Origin of the sequence: Streptomyces dryopteridis, assembly GCF_049606955.1 — a bacterium.
Lineage (GTDB): Bacteria > Actinomycetota > Actinomycetes > Streptomycetales > Streptomycetaceae > Streptomyces.
In genome coordinates this window covers 3236048-3250106 of sequence record NZ_CP187113.1, presented here as the reverse complement: position 1 = coordinate 3250106, position 14059 = coordinate 3236048, and the positions used below count along the sequence as shown (strand labels likewise).

General features: G+C 72.3%; 14 protein-coding genes. 7 read left to right on the top strand and 7 right to left on the bottom strand.

The genetic code is table 11. The features are described from left to right. Positions 1 to 37: 37 nt before the first annotated feature. Together ACN20G_RS13875 and ACN20G_RS13870 are read right to left on the bottom strand one after the other, a co-directional pair. The gene (locus ACN20G_RS13875) at positions 38 to 694 is read right to left on the bottom strand and encodes an ABC transporter permease (protein ID WP_424213085.1); all 657 of its coding nucleotides are present in this window, start codon (positions 692 to 694) and stop codon (positions 38 to 40) included. Between the two features lie 2 nt (positions 695 to 696). Continuing rightward, positions 697 to 1428: an ABC transporter permease gene (locus ACN20G_RS13870; RefSeq protein WP_424213084.1), complete on the bottom strand. Its 732-nt coding sequence runs from the start codon at positions 1426 to 1428 to the stop codon at positions 697 to 699. 171 nt (positions 1429 to 1599) lie between these two features. On the opposite strand from ACN20G_RS13870, the gene ACN20G_RS13865 reads away from it, so the two are divergent. Further along, positions 1600 to 2559, top strand: coding sequence for an ABC transporter ATP-binding protein (locus tag ACN20G_RS13865; protein ID WP_424213083.1), 960 nt, complete (start codon positions 1600 to 1602; stop codon positions 2557 to 2559). 87 nt (positions 2560 to 2646) lie between these two features. On the opposite strand, the gene ACN20G_RS13860 is transcribed toward ACN20G_RS13865, so the two are convergent. Beyond that, positions 2647 to 3756, bottom strand: coding sequence for an alpha/beta hydrolase (locus ACN20G_RS13860; RefSeq protein WP_424213082.1), 1110 nt, complete (start codon positions 3754 to 3756; stop codon positions 2647 to 2649). Between the two features lie 149 nt (positions 3757 to 3905). Here ACN20G_RS13860 and ACN20G_RS13855 point away from each other — a divergent pair, with 149 nt between their 5' ends. The 6 genes from ACN20G_RS13855 to ACN20G_RS13830 all read left to right on the top strand — a co-directional run bounded on the left by ACN20G_RS13855 (position 3906) and on the right by ACN20G_RS13830 (position 9143). Then, a complete protein-coding gene (locus ACN20G_RS13855) occupies positions 3906 to 5780 on the top strand; it encodes a phosphatidylglycerol lysyltransferase domain-containing protein (protein WP_424213081.1) in 1875 nt (624 codons plus the stop codon). Positions 5781 to 5895: 115 nt separating this feature from the next. Next, entirely contained in the window at positions 5896 to 6774 is an 879-nt protein-coding gene (gene folP / locus ACN20G_RS13850) for a dihydropteroate synthase (RefSeq protein ID WP_424213080.1), read from the top strand. A gap of 46 nt (positions 6775 to 6820) precedes the next feature. Continuing rightward, a complete protein-coding gene (locus ACN20G_RS13845) occupies positions 6821 to 7309 on the top strand; it encodes a nuclear transport factor 2 family protein (RefSeq protein WP_424213079.1) in 489 nt (162 codons plus the stop codon). Between the two features lie 284 nt (positions 7310 to 7593). After that, a complete protein-coding gene (gene folB / locus ACN20G_RS13840) occupies positions 7594 to 7953 on the top strand; it encodes a dihydroneopterin aldolase (protein ID WP_424213078.1) in 360 nt (119 codons plus the stop codon). Further along, positions 7950 to 8549, top strand: coding sequence for a 2-amino-4-hydroxy-6-hydroxymethyldihydropteridine diphosphokinase (gene folK, locus ACN20G_RS13835; protein WP_424213077.1), 600 nt, complete (start codon positions 7950 to 7952; stop codon positions 8547 to 8549). The genes folB and folK overlap by 4 nt, the downstream gene beginning before the upstream one ends. Positions 8550 to 8642: 93 nt before the next feature. Continuing rightward, positions 8643 to 9143 (top strand): DUF3180 domain-containing protein, encoded by a 501-nt coding sequence (locus ACN20G_RS13830; RefSeq protein ID WP_424213076.1) that lies wholly within the window; start codon positions 8643 to 8645, stop codon positions 9141 to 9143. Positions 9144 to 9225: 82 nt separating this feature from the next. Here ACN20G_RS13830 and folE read toward each other — a convergent pair whose 3' ends face one another. The 4 genes from folE to tilS all read right to left on the bottom strand — a co-directional run bounded on the left by folE (position 9226) and on the right by tilS (position 14026). Then, positions 9226 to 9831, bottom strand: a complete 606-nt coding sequence (gene folE, locus ACN20G_RS13825) for a GTP cyclohydrolase I FolE (protein ID WP_424213075.1) — start codon at positions 9829 to 9831, stop codon at positions 9226 to 9228. Positions 9832 to 9943: 112 nt separating this feature from the next. Next, complete coding sequence (gene ftsH, locus ACN20G_RS13820; RefSeq protein WP_424213074.1) at positions 9944 to 11977, bottom strand: ATP-dependent zinc metalloprotease FtsH; 2034 nt, start codon at positions 11975 to 11977, stop codon at positions 9944 to 9946. Positions 11978 to 12280: 303 nt separating this feature from the next. Further along, on the bottom strand, positions 12281 to 12820 hold the full coding sequence (gene hpt / locus ACN20G_RS13815; RefSeq protein ID WP_424213073.1) for a hypoxanthine phosphoribosyltransferase: 540 nt from the start codon (positions 12818 to 12820) through the stop codon (positions 12281 to 12283). 99 nt (positions 12821 to 12919) lie between these two features. Next, positions 12920 to 14026: a tRNA lysidine(34) synthetase TilS gene (gene tilS, locus ACN20G_RS13810; protein ID WP_424213072.1), complete on the bottom strand. Its 1107-nt coding sequence runs from the start codon at positions 14024 to 14026 to the stop codon at positions 12920 to 12922. Between the last annotated feature and the right edge of the window lie 33 nt (positions 14027 to 14059).

Below are 14059 nucleotides of genomic sequence, written 5' to 3'. Positions count from 1 at the left end.
CGGAAGACGGGGGCCTCGGGCGGCACGGGGGCGAGGGTCAGCGGGTCAGTCGGTCGGCCGCCACCAGCACGCCCTCGACCACCAGCGCCAGCAGGGCCACCAACAGCGCCCCCGCCACCACCTGGGCGGTGTCGTACGTGCCGAACCCGGCGGTGATGATCCGGCCGAGCCCGCCCTGGCCGACCATCGCGGCGATGGTCGCGGTGGCGATGACCTGGACGGCGGCCGAGCGCAGACCCGTCATCAGCAGCGGCCGGGCCAGCGGCAGCTCGACCGAGCGGAACAGCTGCCCGCCGGACATGCCCATGCCGCGCGCGGCCTCGACCACGGCCCGGTCCACCTCCCGCATGCCCACGTACGCGTTGGTGAGCAGCGGCGGGATCGCGAACAGCACGAGCGCGACCACCGTCGGGGTGTACCCGGCGTTGCGCAGCGGGCTGACGGAGAAGAGGGCGAGGACGGCGAAGACCGGGACGGCCCGGCCCACGTTGGAGACGTTCACGGCGAGGGTGCCGCCCTTGCCGAGGTGTCCGAGCCACAGGCCCAGCGGCAGGGCCAGCGCGCAGGCGATGGCCAGGGCCAGGCCGCTGACCCAGACGTGCTCGCCGAGCCGGTGCCAGACCCCGGCGTCCCCGCTCCAGTGGGCGGGGTCGGTGAGCCAGGTCCAGGTGTCCCCGAGGATTCCGGCGGACATCGTCAGACTCCTTCCGGGACGGGGGCGGGGGCGGGGGCCGCGCCGGCGGGTCCGCCGGGGGCCTTCGCCGTATCCCGGGTCCACGGGGTCAGCAGCCGTTGCAGGCCGAGCAGGAGCAGGTCGGCGACGAGCGCGAGCAGCACGCACAGCACGGAGGCGGTCAGCACCTGCGCCTTGAAGGAGCTGGTGACGGCCGGGGCGATGAGGTTGCCCAGGCCCCCCTTGCCGACGATGGAGCCGACGGTGGTCAGGGCGACGGTGGAGACCGTCGCGATCCGCACCCCGGCGAGGATCGCGGGCAGCGCGAGCGGCAGTTCGACCTGCCACAGCAGCCGGCCGGGGCCGTAGCCCATGCCGACGGCGGCCTCGCGGACCTCCTCGGGCACCCCGGCCAACCCGGCCAGGGTGTTGCGGACCAGGATGGTCAGGGAGTAGAGCACGAGCCCGGTCACCACGAGCGCGGCCGAGAGCCCGAACAGCGGCAGCAGCAGCGAGAACATGGCGAGGGAGGGCACGGTGTAGAGCAAGGTGGTCACGCCGAGCACGGGCGCGGCCCAGCGGCGGCCGCGGCGGGCCAGCAGGGCCAGCGGGATCGAGATGATCACGCCGATCAGAACCGAAACCGTCGTGATCCAGACATGCTCGATCGTGGCGTCCGTGAGTTCCTGGGCCCGTGAAGTGAGGTACTCCGGACACACCCAGTCGTTCGCCACCAGGCAATTCGCCGTCGCCATGTCTCACCCCCCGTCGTCGTTCGCGTGCGTTCTCGCCCGCGTACCCCGGGCGCGGCGTGGCACACGCGCCTGAGCGACCATAACCCCCGCGTGCGACAGTGGCCGGAATCTTTCGCATGGGGGCAACACGTCGTTCACAAATGGACGACGGCAGTGAGAGAGGATGTCCCGGTGATCGGATTCGAGCAGGTGACCAAGCGCTACCCCGACGGCACCACCGCCGTCAGCGGCCTCGACTTCACCGTCGCGGAGGGCGAACTGCTCACGCTGGTCGGCCCTTCGGGCTGCGGCAAGACCACCACCATGAAGATGGTCAACCGGCTGGTGGACCCCACCTCCGGGCGGATCACCCTCAACGGCGAGGACATCGCCGACGCCGACCCCGTCGAACTGCGCCGGCGCATCGGCTACGTGATCCAGCACGTGGGCCTCTTCCCGCACAAGACCGTGCTGGAGAACACCGCGACCGTGCCCCGGCTGTTGGGCACCCCCAAGGACAAGGCCCTGGCGCGGGCCGCCGAGCTGCTCGAACTGGTCGGCCTCGACCCCGCCGAGTACGGCTCCCGCCGCCCCGACCAACTCTCCGGCGGTCAGCGGCAGCGGGTCGGGGTGGCCCGGGCGCTGGCCGCCGACCCGCCGGTGCTGCTCATGGACGAGCCCTTCGGCGCGGTGGACCCGGTGGTCCGCGAGCACCTCCAGAACGAGTTCCGCGACCTCCAGCGCACCCTGGGCAAGACGGTGCTGCTCGTCACCCACGACCTGGACGAGGCCATCCGGCTCGGCGACCGGATCGCCGTGTACGGGCCCGGCACCATCGAGCAGCTCGACCGGCCGGCCGCGATCCTGGACGCCCCCGCCAACGAGCGCGTGGCCCGGTTCGTGGGCGCCGACCGCGAGCTGCGCCGGCTCGCCGTCACCACCCTCACCTCCGCCGACCTCGACCCGCTCGCCGACCCCGCCGCCCCCGCCGCCCCCGGCACGATCCGGATCGGGGACACCCTGAAGGCGGCGCTGACGGCGCTGCTCGGCGAGGAATCCGGCCGAATCACGGTCCTCGACCCGGCCGGCGAACGCCCCGCGGGCACCCTCACCCCGGCGGGCGTGCACGGCGCCCTGCGCCGCGCGAGCTGACCCCCGCGCACGGGGACGGGCCCGGTGCCTCCCGCACCGGGCCCGTCCCCGTGGTCCGACGTCCGTCGCCCGTCGTCGCGCTCCGCGCTACGCGCTCATGCGCCCGCTGAGCCACTCCAGCATCGGGGGGATCTCCCGGCGCCAGGTGTTGAAGTTGTGGCCGCCGCTGTCGAGGATGATCGACGAGGCGCGGTCCGGGGACTTCACCCGCTTGACGAACTCCTTCGTCCCGTCCAGGTTCGGCTCGCCGACCTCGCTGCTGGTCACGAGGAACGAGGTGCCGGACGGCTTCTTCGCGTCGATCGACTTCAGCACGTCCGCCCGGTCCTTGAGCTTCTTGTCGCCCATGAACAGGTCGCCGGTGGTCGCGTCGTTCGGCGCCTCGTAGTACGCCGACAGGCCCACGCCCGCCCCGAAGGTCTGCGGGTAGTGCGCGGCGATCTTCAGCGCGCAGTAGCCGCCGGTCGAGTTGCCGACGAAGGCCATGTTCGCGGGCTTGTCGCCGACCCGGAAGGTGGTCCGCACGGCGCGCGGCAGGTCGTGCCCGAAGAAGGTCTCGGTCTGCGGGCCACCGGGTATGTCCACGCACTCGGTGTCGCGCGGCGGCGCCACCGTCGGCCGCAGCATGACCAGGATCATCGGCTTCATCTTCCCGGCCTTGGCCTGCTTGAAGGCCGTCATCGGGTAGTTCAGCCCTTTGATCAGGTTCTCGGCGGTGCCCGGGTAGCCGGTCAGCACGATGGACGCCGGGAAGTTCGCGTCCTTGTGCTCGGGCTGGAAGTACTCCGGCGGCAGGTACACGTAGCCGGGGGACTCTATCCGGGACTTCTCGCCCGTTATCGCGACCTTCAGGATCTGCCCGCCGACCTGCGGCTTCTTGCCGCCCGGCACGTCGAGGTGCTGCTTGTCGACGACCTTGATGTCCTTGCTGCTCATGGAGTGGTCGACGACCTTGCCCATGGAGGTCTCCTGGCCGAACAGGTCCGCCCAGGACCCGTAGAACAGGAAGGACTTGTTCGCGGCCAGGCCCACCGCCGAGAACAGGGCGATCTGGGTGGCGAGGAGCAGGCCGATCCGGCCCAGCACCGCGCGGACGCCCCGACCGGCCAGGCGGGGCCACGCCCACACGGTGACGCCGAACAGCGCGACACCGGCGACGATCGCCAGGATCAGAACGGTGGTACTGGTGAGGCCCATGAGCAGTCAGTCGTCTTTCTGATGGCAGGTCGAATTTTTCCGGACCACGAGTGAACCCGCCGGCCCCGCTCGTCGTCCTAGGGGACGCACACTCCGGTGGCCCTCAAGGCCATCCGGCCACATGATCTCTCGCGGAGCAACGGGAAGCGATGTCCAGCAGGATAGATGCCGATAAGTCCGGACAGGTTCCGAGCACAGTGCGCCGAATCCTCCGCGGCCCCCGCCCCGAGGCCGTGCCCTCGGTCGTGGGGTCCGCCGTCACCTTCGTCGGCCTGGTCAACCTCGTCGCGGGGATCGTGCCGGCCTTCCGCCGCAGTCGCGTGCACTCCATCGCCGAGGTGCTCCCGGGCGCCCTCGGCCCCTTCGCCGCCGCCCTCTCCGTCAGCGCCGGCGTCCTCCTGCTGCTCCTGGCCCACGGGCTCAAGCGCCGCAAGCGCCGTGCCTTCCGGGCCGCCGTCGTGCTCCTGCCCGCCGGCGTCGTGGCGCAGCTCCTCAACCGACACCTCACGCCGGGCACGATCGTCACCACGCTGATCTCCGGCTGGCTCCTCTTCCTGCTGTTGCGCCATCAGGGTGAATTCAAGGCCCTGCCCGACCCCCGCAGCCGCTGGAAGGCGCTGACCAACTTCGTGCTGATGAGCGCCGGCTCCATCGGCATCGGCCTGGTCATCGTCAACGCCCACCCGCGCAAGGTGGTCGGCGACCCCGGCATCGCCGACCAGGTCGTGCACGTGATCTACGGCCTGTTCGGCTTCGAGGGCCCCGTGGACTACGCCGGACGGGCCTCCTGGACCGTCGGCTACTCCCTCGGCGCCCTCGGCATGCTCACCGCGCTCACCACCATCTACCTGGCCTTCCGCCCCGAGCACCCGGCCGCCCGGCTCACCGAGGACGACGAGGCCAAGCTGCGCGAGCTGCTGGAGCGGCACGGCGGCCGCGACTCGCTGGGCCACTTCGCGCTCCGCCGCGACAAGGCCGTCGTCTTCTCCCCCAGCGGCAAGGCGGCCGTCACCTACCGGGTGGTCTCCGGCGTGATGCTGGCCTCCGGCGACCCGATCGGCGACGTCGAGGCATGGCCCGGCGCCATCGAACGGTTCATGACCGAGGCCAAGGCCCACTCCTGGACCCCGGCCGTCATGGGCTGCTCCGAGACCGGCGGCGAGGTCTGGACCCGCGAGACCGGCCTGGACGCCCTGGAACTGGGCGACGAGGCCATCGTCGACGTCAAGGACTTCTCCCTCGCCGGCCGCCCGATGCGCAACGTCCGCCAGATGGTCAAGCGGATCGAACGCAACGGCTACACCACCAAGGTCCGCCGGGTCTCCGAGCTGACCGAGCTGGAGCTGGAGCACGTCCGCGCCGCCGCCGACGCCTGGCGCGGCACCGACACCGAACGCGGCTTCTCCATGGCGCTGGGCCGCGTCGGCGACCCCGGCGACACCGACTGCGTGATCGCCACCGCCCACCGCGCCGAGGAGGGCGACACCGGCGCCTACGGCGACCTCAAGGCCGTGCTGCACTTCGTGCCCTGGGGCCCCGACGGCATGTCCCTGGACCTGATGCGCCGCGACCGCGCCGCCGACCCCGGCATGAACGAGCTGCTCATCGTGGCCGCCCTCGGCGCCTGCCCCGAGCTCAAGGTCGAGAAGGTCTCGCTGAACTTCGCGATGTTCCGCTCCGCCCTCGCGCGCGGCGAGAAGATCGGCGCCGGCCCCTTCCTGCGGGCCTGGCGCGGCCTGCTGGTGTTCCTCTCCCGCTGGTTCCAGATCGAGTCCCTGTACAAGTTCAACGCCAAGTTCCGGCCCCGCTGGGAGCCCCGCTTCGTGGTCTTCCGCACCACCCGCGACCTGCCCCGCATCGGCTTCGCCGCGATGCAGGCCGAGGGCTTCGTCACCCTCGCCCTGCCCCGGCTCTTCGAGAGCCGGCGCGGCCCGCGCAAGCGCCGCGTCTGCGCCCACGACCACGATCACGACATGCGGCCGCTGACCACCGGCGCCGACCAGGCCACCGTCCGCGCCGCCTGACCCTCCCCGACACACGCCCCGACGCACCGCCCGAGGCCCCGCACCCCGCCGAGACCGGCGCGGGCGCGGGGCCTCGGCCGTGCCCGGCGCCGAACACGCGACCTACCCTGGATCCATGAGCACCCCCCACCCGTCCCGCCCGCTCCCCCGCGGCCTCGTGGCCGGCCTGCCGGACCTCGACCGCTGCGCGGTCATGGGCGTCGTCAACGTCACCCCCGACTCCTTCTCCGACGGCGGGCGCTGGTTCGACACCGAGACGGCCGTCAAACGCGGCCTGGACCTCGTGGCCGCCGGCGCGGACCTCGTGGACGTGGGCGGCGAGTCCACCCGGCCCGGCGCCACCCGCGTGGACGCCGAGGAAGAGCTGCGCCGAGTGGTGCCCGTGGTGCGCCGGCTGGCCGCCGAGGGGGTCGCCGTGTCCGTGGACACGATGCGCGCCGAGGTCGCCGCCCGCGCCGTCGAGGCCGGGGCGCTGCTCGTCAACGACGTCAGCGGGGGCCTGGCCGACCCCGGCATGATCCCCGCCGTCGCCGAGGCGGGCGTGCCCTTCGTCGTGATGCACTGGCGCGGCTTCAGCGAGGACATGAACGCCCGCGCCGTCTACGCCGACGTGCTCGGCGAGGTCACCGACGAACTACGCCGCCGGATCGACGCCGTCGTCGCCGGCGGCGTCTGCCCCGACCGCCTCGTGGTCGACCCGGGCCTGGGCTTCGCGAAGAACGCCGAGCACGACCTGGCCCTCGTGGCCCGGCTGCCCGAGCTGCGCGCCCTGGGCTTCCCGCTGCTCGTGGCCGCCTCCCGCAAGCGCTTCCTGGGCCGCGTGCTCGCCGGCTCCGAGGCCGCCGCGCCCCCGCCGGCCCGCGAACGCGACGCCGCCACCGCCGCCGTCTCGGCCCTCGCGGCCGCCGCCGGCGCCTGGGCGGTGCGCGTGCACGAGGTACGGGCGAGCGCGGACGCGGTTCGGGTGGCCCGCGCCGTGGAAGGGGCTTGGTGACGGGCGCCGAGGCACGGCGCGGGAGCGGGAAGATCACGGTGAACCGGTGAACGGAACGGACATCGAGGCGGTCGAGGAGACGAACACGGCCTTCTACGGGGCCCTGGAGGAGGGGGACCTCGACCGGCTGGGAGCGCTGTGGCTGGACGACGAGATCTCCTGCGTCCACCCCGGCTGGCCCGCGCTGACCGGGCGCGGCGAGGTGCTGCGCAGCTACGCGCTGATCATGTCCCACACCGAGTACATCCAGTTCTTCCTCACCGACGTGAAGGTCTCGGTGATAGCGGACACGGCCGTGGTCACGTGCACCGAGAACATCCTCAGCGGCGGCCCGGCCGAGGAGGGCCAGGACCTCGGCCCGCTGGTCGGGCAGCTCGTGGTGGCCACCAATGTGTTCCGGCGCACACCCGAGGGCTGGCGGCTGTGGTCCCACCACGGCTCCCCCGTGCTCATCGACGACGGGGAGGACGAGGACGAGGAGGACGCCGCGGAGGGCGACGGTGGCGCGCCGGGCACGGTCGACGGCTCCCGCTGAACCCGCCCCGGACCGGCCGGGAATCCTCGCCGGCCGGCTTCGGTTGAGCCGAACGGGTGAGCCCCGGGCGGGCCCGTCGATCAGTGCGCCGTCACGCGCTTCGGGCGACCCGGAACCGGGCAGACGCCCGGGGCGACGAGCGCCCTCCCCCGGCCCGCCGGCGGACCCGTACGGGTCCCGCAGGTAGATTCGACCGTGGACGGACGCCGACCGCACTCGGCCAAGCCCAGGGTCGCGGGAGCCCCCCGCGGACCGGAGAGCACGAGAAAGCAGGAGTGATTCGCGTGGATCGTGTCGCGCTGCGCGGCCTCAAGGCCCGTGGGCACCACGGCGTCTTCCCCCGGGAACGCGAGGAGGGGCAGACCTTCATCGTGGACCTGGTGATGCACATCGACACCCGGGCCGCGGCCGCCGACGACGACCTGGCGAAGACCGTGCACTACGGCGTGGTGGCCGAGGAGGTCGTGGGCGTCGTCGAGGGCGAGCCCGTGGACCTGATCGAGACCCTGGCCGAACGGATCGCCCAGCAGTGTCTGAAGCACCAGGCCGTCGCGGAGGTGGAGGTGGTGGTGCACAAGCCGGACGCGCCGATCACCGTGCCCTTCGACGACGTGACCATCACCATCACCCGGAGCCGCACATGAACCAGCCGCAGTTCGACCCGACCGTCCAGCCGGTGCCGGCCTCCGTCGTGGAGACCGTCGACGCGGCCGACACCACCCTGTCCAACCCGCGCATGGCCGTCGTCGCCCTCGGCTCGAACCTCGGCAACCGCCTGGACACCCTCCAGGGGGCCGTGGACGCCCTCGGCGACACCCCGGGCCTGCGGGTCAAGGCGGTGTCGCGGGTCTACGAGACCGAGCCCTGGGGCGTGGCCCCCGACTCGCAGCCCTCGTACTTCAACGCCGTCGCCCTGGTGAAGACCACCCTGCCCCCGGACTCGCTGCTGGAGCGCGGCCAGGCCATCGAGGAGGCATTCGACCGGGTCCGCGAGGAGCGCTGGGGCCCGCGCACCATCGACGTGGACGTGATCGCCTACGCCGACGTGGTCTCCGACGACCCGGTGCTGACCCTGCCGCACCCGCGCGCCCACCTGCGCGCCTTCGTGCTCGCGCCGTGGCTGGACGTGGACCCGCAGGCCGCGGTCCCCGGTCGGGGCCCGGTGGCCGAGCTGCTGGCCTCGGTGGACCGCACCGGCGTGCAGATCCGCGACGACCTGGAACTGCGACTGCCCGAGTAGTCGTTCCCCTGGTCGCGGGGGGAGCCGACCGCCGCGTACGGTGATCGGGACGGCACGGAACGGGACGGGAAGCGAAAGCGGGGCGTGGGACACGTGAGGCAGTTGAAGCCGACGTTGCTGGTGGGGATCTTCCTGGTGGCCGGCGTGCTGTCCTGGGCCGGCGCCCGCCTGTGGAACGCGTACGACAGCCTGCCCGGGGTCCCGGCCGCCGCCCCCATCGTGCTCGGCGCGATCGCGGCGGTGCTGCTGGCCACGACCCTGGCCCTGCGCGCGCGGCTGCGGGCCCAGCGCGAACGCCGACCGGACGCGAAGGGCGTGGACCCGCTGACGGCCGCCCGCGCCCTGGTGTTCGGGCAGGCCGCCGCCCTGGTCGCGGCCCTCGTGGCGGGCGGCTACGGGGGCACCGGCCTCTTCCTGCTGCTGGAGGAGTTCTCCGTCCCGGCCCGGCGCGACCAGACCCTGTACGCGGGCTTCGCGGTGCTGGGCGGCTGGGCGATCGTGGCCGTGGGGCTCTGGCTCCAGCGCGTGCTGCGGCTCCCGGGCGACGAGGACGGCCCGGCCGGCGGCGCCCCGGAGAACCCGGCCCGCGCCTGAGACGCCCGGAGGGCGGCGCGCACGAGGACCCCGCGGTCCCGTGCGCGCCGCCCTCCGTCGTCCGGTGCTCAGCGGGCCATGATCAGCGGGCCATGATCAGGCTCATCGCCTCGGAGCGGGTGGCCGGGTCGCGGAGCTGGCCGCGCACGGCCGAGGTGATGGTCTTGGCGCCCGGCTTGCGGACCCCGCGCATGGTCATGCACATGTGCTCGCACTCCACGACCACGATGACCCCGCGCGGCTCCAGGATCTCCATGAGCGACTCGGCGATCTGCGTGGTCAGCCGCTCCTGCACCTGCGGGCGGCGCGCGAACACGTCCACGAGGCGGGCGAGCTTCGACAGGCCGGTGATCTTGCCGTCGGCGGACGGGATGTAGCCCACGTGCGCCACCCCGTGGAAGGGCACCAGGTGGTGCTCGCAGCAGGAGACCACCTCGATGTCCTTGACCAGCACCATCTCGTCGTGCCCGAGGTCGAAGGTGGTGGTGAGCACGTCCTCCGGGCGCTGCCGCAGGCCCCCGAATATCTCCTTGTAGGCGCGCGCGACCCGAGCCGGGGTGTCCAGCAGACCCTCGCGGTCGGGGTCCTCGCCCACCGCGTACAGCAGCTCGCGGACGGCGGCCTCGGCGCGCTTCTCGTCGAACTCGCCGATCGTGGGCTCGCCCGTCAGGGTCACCGGGTCGGTCATCGGAATGCCTCGTTCCTGTTCTTCACAGCAGCGGTGGGACCACACACGGAAAATGCCGCGCCCCCCAAGGCTAGAACCTCGGGGGGCGCGGCGTTCATTCCGGTGGGTCCGCTCAGGACTCCGGGGTGTCCTCGGGGGCCGGCGCGGGCTGCGCCTTCTCCGTGGAGACCGTCGGGGCGGCCGGAACGCTGCCGTTGGCGGCGTTCGTGAGCTGGAGCTCCTTGGGCGAGAGCACCGGCGGCCGGGTGGACGGGGTGCGCCGGGCGGAGCCGGTCCACGCGGGGCGGGCAGGACGCTTGACGATGCCGGCGAAGACCTCGGCGATCTCCTCCTTGCCCAGCGTCTCCTTCTCCAGCAGCGCGAGCACGAGGTTGTCCAGGACGTCCCGGTTCTCGACCAGGATCTCCCACGCCTCGTTGTGCGCGTTCTCGATGAGCTTCTTGACCTCTTCGTCGACCAGCGCCGCGACCTCTTCCGAGTAGTCGCGCTGGTGGCCCATCTCGCGACCGAGGAAGGGCTCGCCGCTGTCGCTGCCGAACTTGATGGCGCCGAGCCGCTCGGTCATGCCGTACTGCGTCACCATCGCGCGGGCCGTGGCCGTGGCCTTCTCGATGTCGTTGGACGCGCCGGTGGTCGGGTCGTGGAAGACCAGTTCCTCGGCGGCCCGCCCGCCCAGCATGTAGGCGAGCTGGTCGAGCATCTCGTTGCGCGTGGTGGAGTACTTGTCCTCGTCGGGCAGGACCATGGTGTAGCCCAGGGCCCGGCCGCGGGACAGGATCGTGATCTTGTGGACCGGGTCGGAGTTCGGGGAGGCCGCCGCGACCAGGGCGTGTCCGCCCTCGTGGTACGCGGTGATCTTCTTCTCCTTGTCCGACATGATCCGGGTCCGCTTCTGCGGACCCGCCACCACGCGGTCGATCGCCTCGTCCAGCATGTGGTTGTCGATCAGCTTCTTGTCCGAGCGGGCGGTCAGCAGCGCCGCCTCGTTCAGGACGTTCGACAGATCGGCACCGGTGAAGCCGGGGGTGCGACGGGCGACGGCCGACAGGTCGACGTCCGGGGCGACCGGCTTGCCCTTCTGGTGGACCTTGAGGATCTCCAGCCGGCCCTGCATGTCGGGGCGGTCGACGGCGATCTGCCGGTCGAAGCGGCCCGGGCGCAGCAGCGCGGGGTCGAGGATGTCGGGCCGGTTGGTGGCCGCGATCAGGATGACGCCGCCCTTGACGTCGAAGCCGTCCATCTCGACGAGCAGCTGGTTCAGGGTCTGCTCGCGCTCGTCGTGACCGCCGCCGAGGCCGGCGCCGCGGTGGCGACCGACGGCGTCGATCTCGTCGACGAAGACGATCGCCGGGGCGTTCGCCTTGGCCTGCTCGAAGAGGTCGCGCACCCGGCTGGCGCCGACACCCACGAACATCTCGACGAAGTCGGAGCCCGAGATGGAGTAGAACGGCACGCCCGCCTCGCCGGCGACGGCGCGCGCGAGCAGGGTCTTGCCGGTGCCGGGCGGGCCGTACAGCAGCACGCCCTTGGGGATCTTGGCGCCGACGGCCTGGAACTTGGCGGGCTCCTGGAGGAATTCCTTGATCTCGTGGAGTTCCTCGACCGCCTCGTCGGACCCGGCCACGTCGGCGAAGGTCGTCTTGGGGGTGTCCTTGGTGATGAGCTTGGCCTTGGACTTCCCGAAGTTCATGACCCGGGAGCCGCCGCCCTGCATCTGGTTCATCAGGAACAGGAAGACCACGACGATGAGCACGAAGGGCAGCAGGGACAGCAGCACGCTCAGGAACGGGCTGGTCTTGTCGGGCGAGACGGTGTAACCGTCGGAGATCTTGCCCGCCTCGTACTTCTGCTGAAGGATCTGGGCCAGCTCGACGCCCTGGTCGCCGATGTAGTTGGCCTGGAACTTGGTCCCGTCCTTGCCCTCGAGCTTCTCGCCGCTCTTCAGGTCGATCTTGATCATCTGGCTGTCGCCAGTGGTGAGCTTGGCCGTCGTCACGCGGTCCTGGCTGATCGCCTTGATGACCTGGCTGGTCTCCACGGACTTGTAGCCGCCGCCGGAGCTGACGACGTTCATCAACACGACCACGGCAAGGACGGCCAGCACGATCCACATGACGGGCCCACGGAAGTATCGCTTCACGTCCATCCACACGGGGCGGACTGCGCCCCGTCCCTCCTGCCCGTAGGTAAATGCTGCTGTGAGTAAAGACTGTTCTTCGGAATGTACCCCTGCATTGTCACCCGCGGTCCCCCGGGACGGCGGTCAGACCCGCTTTCACTCGCCCTTCCCCACCTCCAACGGCGGGCACGGCCCCGGGGTTCCCCGTCGGGGCCGGGGAACACGGGGGCGTGGGGTGTCCGCGTCGAGGGTGACGGACGAGTGGGCCGGTCGGGGCACGGTCCCCGCCGCCGGCGCTCGCGCCGACGGCCGGGACCCGCTCGTCGGGCGTCAGCCGCCGTAGACGTGCGGCGCGAGGGTGCCCACGAAGGGCAGGTTGCGGTACTTCTCGGCGTAGTCGAGGCCGTAGCCCACGACGAACTCGTTCGGGATGTCGAAGCCGACCCACTCCACGTCGATGGCGACCTTGGCGGCGTCGGGCTTGCGCAGCAGCGTGCACACCTTCAGCGAGGCCGGCTCGCGGGAGCCCAGGTTCGACAGCAGCCACGACAGGGTCAGGCCGGAGTCGATGATGTCCTCGACGATCAGGACGTGCTTGCCCTTGATGTCGGTGTCCAGGTCCTTGAGGATCCGGACCACGCCGGAGGACTGGGTGCCGGCCCCGTAGGAGGACACCGCCATCCAGTCCATCGTGAGCGGGGTGGACAAGGCGCGTGCCAGGTCCGCCATCACCATCACCGCGCCCTTGAGGACGCCGACGATGAGCAGGTCCTTGCCCGCGTACTCCGCGTCGATCTTCGCGGCCAGCTCGGCCAGCTTCGCGTCGATCTCTTCTTTGGTGATGAGCACCGACTCGAGGTCGGAACCCATGTCCTTCTCGTCCACCCGCATCACTTTCGTTGGCGACCGCGCGCTCCGGGGGGCCGTGGGTGTGGGCGCCCCGGAGGACTCAGCCGTGTTTCAGCACCTTCAGCCCTGCCGAATGACAAGTCTGCCACCCTGGCGCTGGGCCTCGACCCGGCCGGGCAGGTTGATGGCGCCCTGACCGCGCCATCCGGTGATGAGTCGGTCGACTTCCTCGATGTGACGGGCGAACAGCGAACCGGCGGGGGAACCGGCCGCGACCACGGCCCGACGCAGCACCCGGCGGCGGACGGCCGGGGGCAGCGCCCAGAGCTTGGCGCACTCCAGTTGGCCCAGTTCGTCACGGACCGCGCGGTCGGCGTCGGCGGCCCAGGCGTCGAGGGCGTCGGCGTCGTCCCGGGAGAGCTGCGCGGTGCGGGCCAGGGCCTCCACGACCCCCTTGCCGAGGGCCTTCTCCAGCGCGGGCAGGCCCTCGTGCCGCAGCCGGGAGCGGGTGTAGGCGGGGTCCACGTTGTGCGGGTCGTCCCAGACCGGCAGGGACTGCACCATGCACGCCTTGCGGGCGGTCTGCCGGTCCACGCCGAGGAAGGGGCGGCGGTAGCGGCGGTCCCGGTCGGGGCCGGCGCCGATCTCGGCCATGCCGGACAGGGACCGGATGCCGGAGCCCCGGGCCAGGCCCAGCAGCACGGTCTCCGCCTGGTCGTCCCGGGTGTGGCCGAGGAGCACGGCGACGGCGCCGAGCCGGTCGGCGGCCCCGTCGAGGGCCGCGTAGCGGGCGTCACGGGCCGCGGCCTCGGGTCCGCCGTCCCGGCCGACGCGGACGGCGACGGCCTCGGCGGGTCCCAGACCGAGGGCGCCCATGCGCGCGACGACCTCGGCGGCCCGCAGGTCGGAGCCGTCCTGGAGGCCGTGGTCGACGGTGATCCCACCGGCGCGCAGGCCGAGCTTGGGGGCCTCGAAGGCGAGCGCGGAGGCCAGGGCCATGGAGTCGGCCCCGCCGGAGCAGGCCACGAGGACGAGGGGACGGGGGTCCGCCGGGCCGTCGGCGGCGTCGGCACGGCCGGCGCGGGCCCGGGGGCCGGGCAGCTCGGCGGCGGAGGCGACGGCGGCGGGCGCGACGGAGGGTGTCGACTCGGCGAGGTCGGTGAGGATGTCGTGGAGCGCGCGGCGGACCGCCAGGCGTATCGCCGCGACCGCAGGATGGGGACCCATGTCCGATGCCCTTCGGTGGTGGTGGGAGGGAGG

Excerpts from the sequence above, each read along its gene's own strand:
- ACN20G_RS13875 (WP_424213085.1), bottom strand. The coding sequence starts at position 694 with ATGTCCGCCGGAATCCTCGGGGACACCTGGACCTGGCTCACCGACCCC.
- ACN20G_RS13870 (WP_424213084.1), bottom strand. The coding sequence starts at position 1,428 with ATGGCGACGGCGAATTGCCTGGTGGCGAACGACTGGGTGTGTCCGGAG.
- ACN20G_RS13860 (WP_424213082.1), bottom strand. The coding sequence starts at position 3,756 with ATGGGCCTCACCAGTACCACCGTTCTGATCCTGGCGATCGTCGCCGGT.
- ACN20G_RS13855 (WP_424213081.1), top strand. The coding sequence starts at position 3,906 with ATGTCCAGCAGGATAGATGCCGATAAGTCCGGACAGGTTCCGAGCACA.
- folP (WP_424213080.1), top strand. The coding sequence starts at position 5,896 with ATGAGCACCCCCCACCCGTCCCGCCCGCTCCCCCGCGGCCTCGTGGCC.
- folK (WP_424213077.1), top strand. The coding sequence starts at position 7,950 with ATGAACCAGCCGCAGTTCGACCCGACCGTCCAGCCGGTGCCGGCCTCC.
- folE (WP_424213075.1), bottom strand. The coding sequence starts at position 9,831 with ATGACCGACCCGGTGACCCTGACGGGCGAGCCCACGATCGGCGAGTTC.
- ftsH (WP_424213074.1), bottom strand. The coding sequence starts at position 11,977 with ATGGACGTGAAGCGATACTTCCGTGGGCCCGTCATGTGGATCGTGCTG.
- hpt (WP_424213073.1), bottom strand. The coding sequence starts at position 12,820 with ATGGGTTCCGACCTCGAGTCGGTGCTCATCACCAAAGAAGAGATCGAC.
- tilS (WP_424213072.1), bottom strand. The coding sequence starts at position 14,026 with ATGGGTCCCCATCCTGCGGTCGCGGCGATACGCCTGGCGGTCCGCCGC.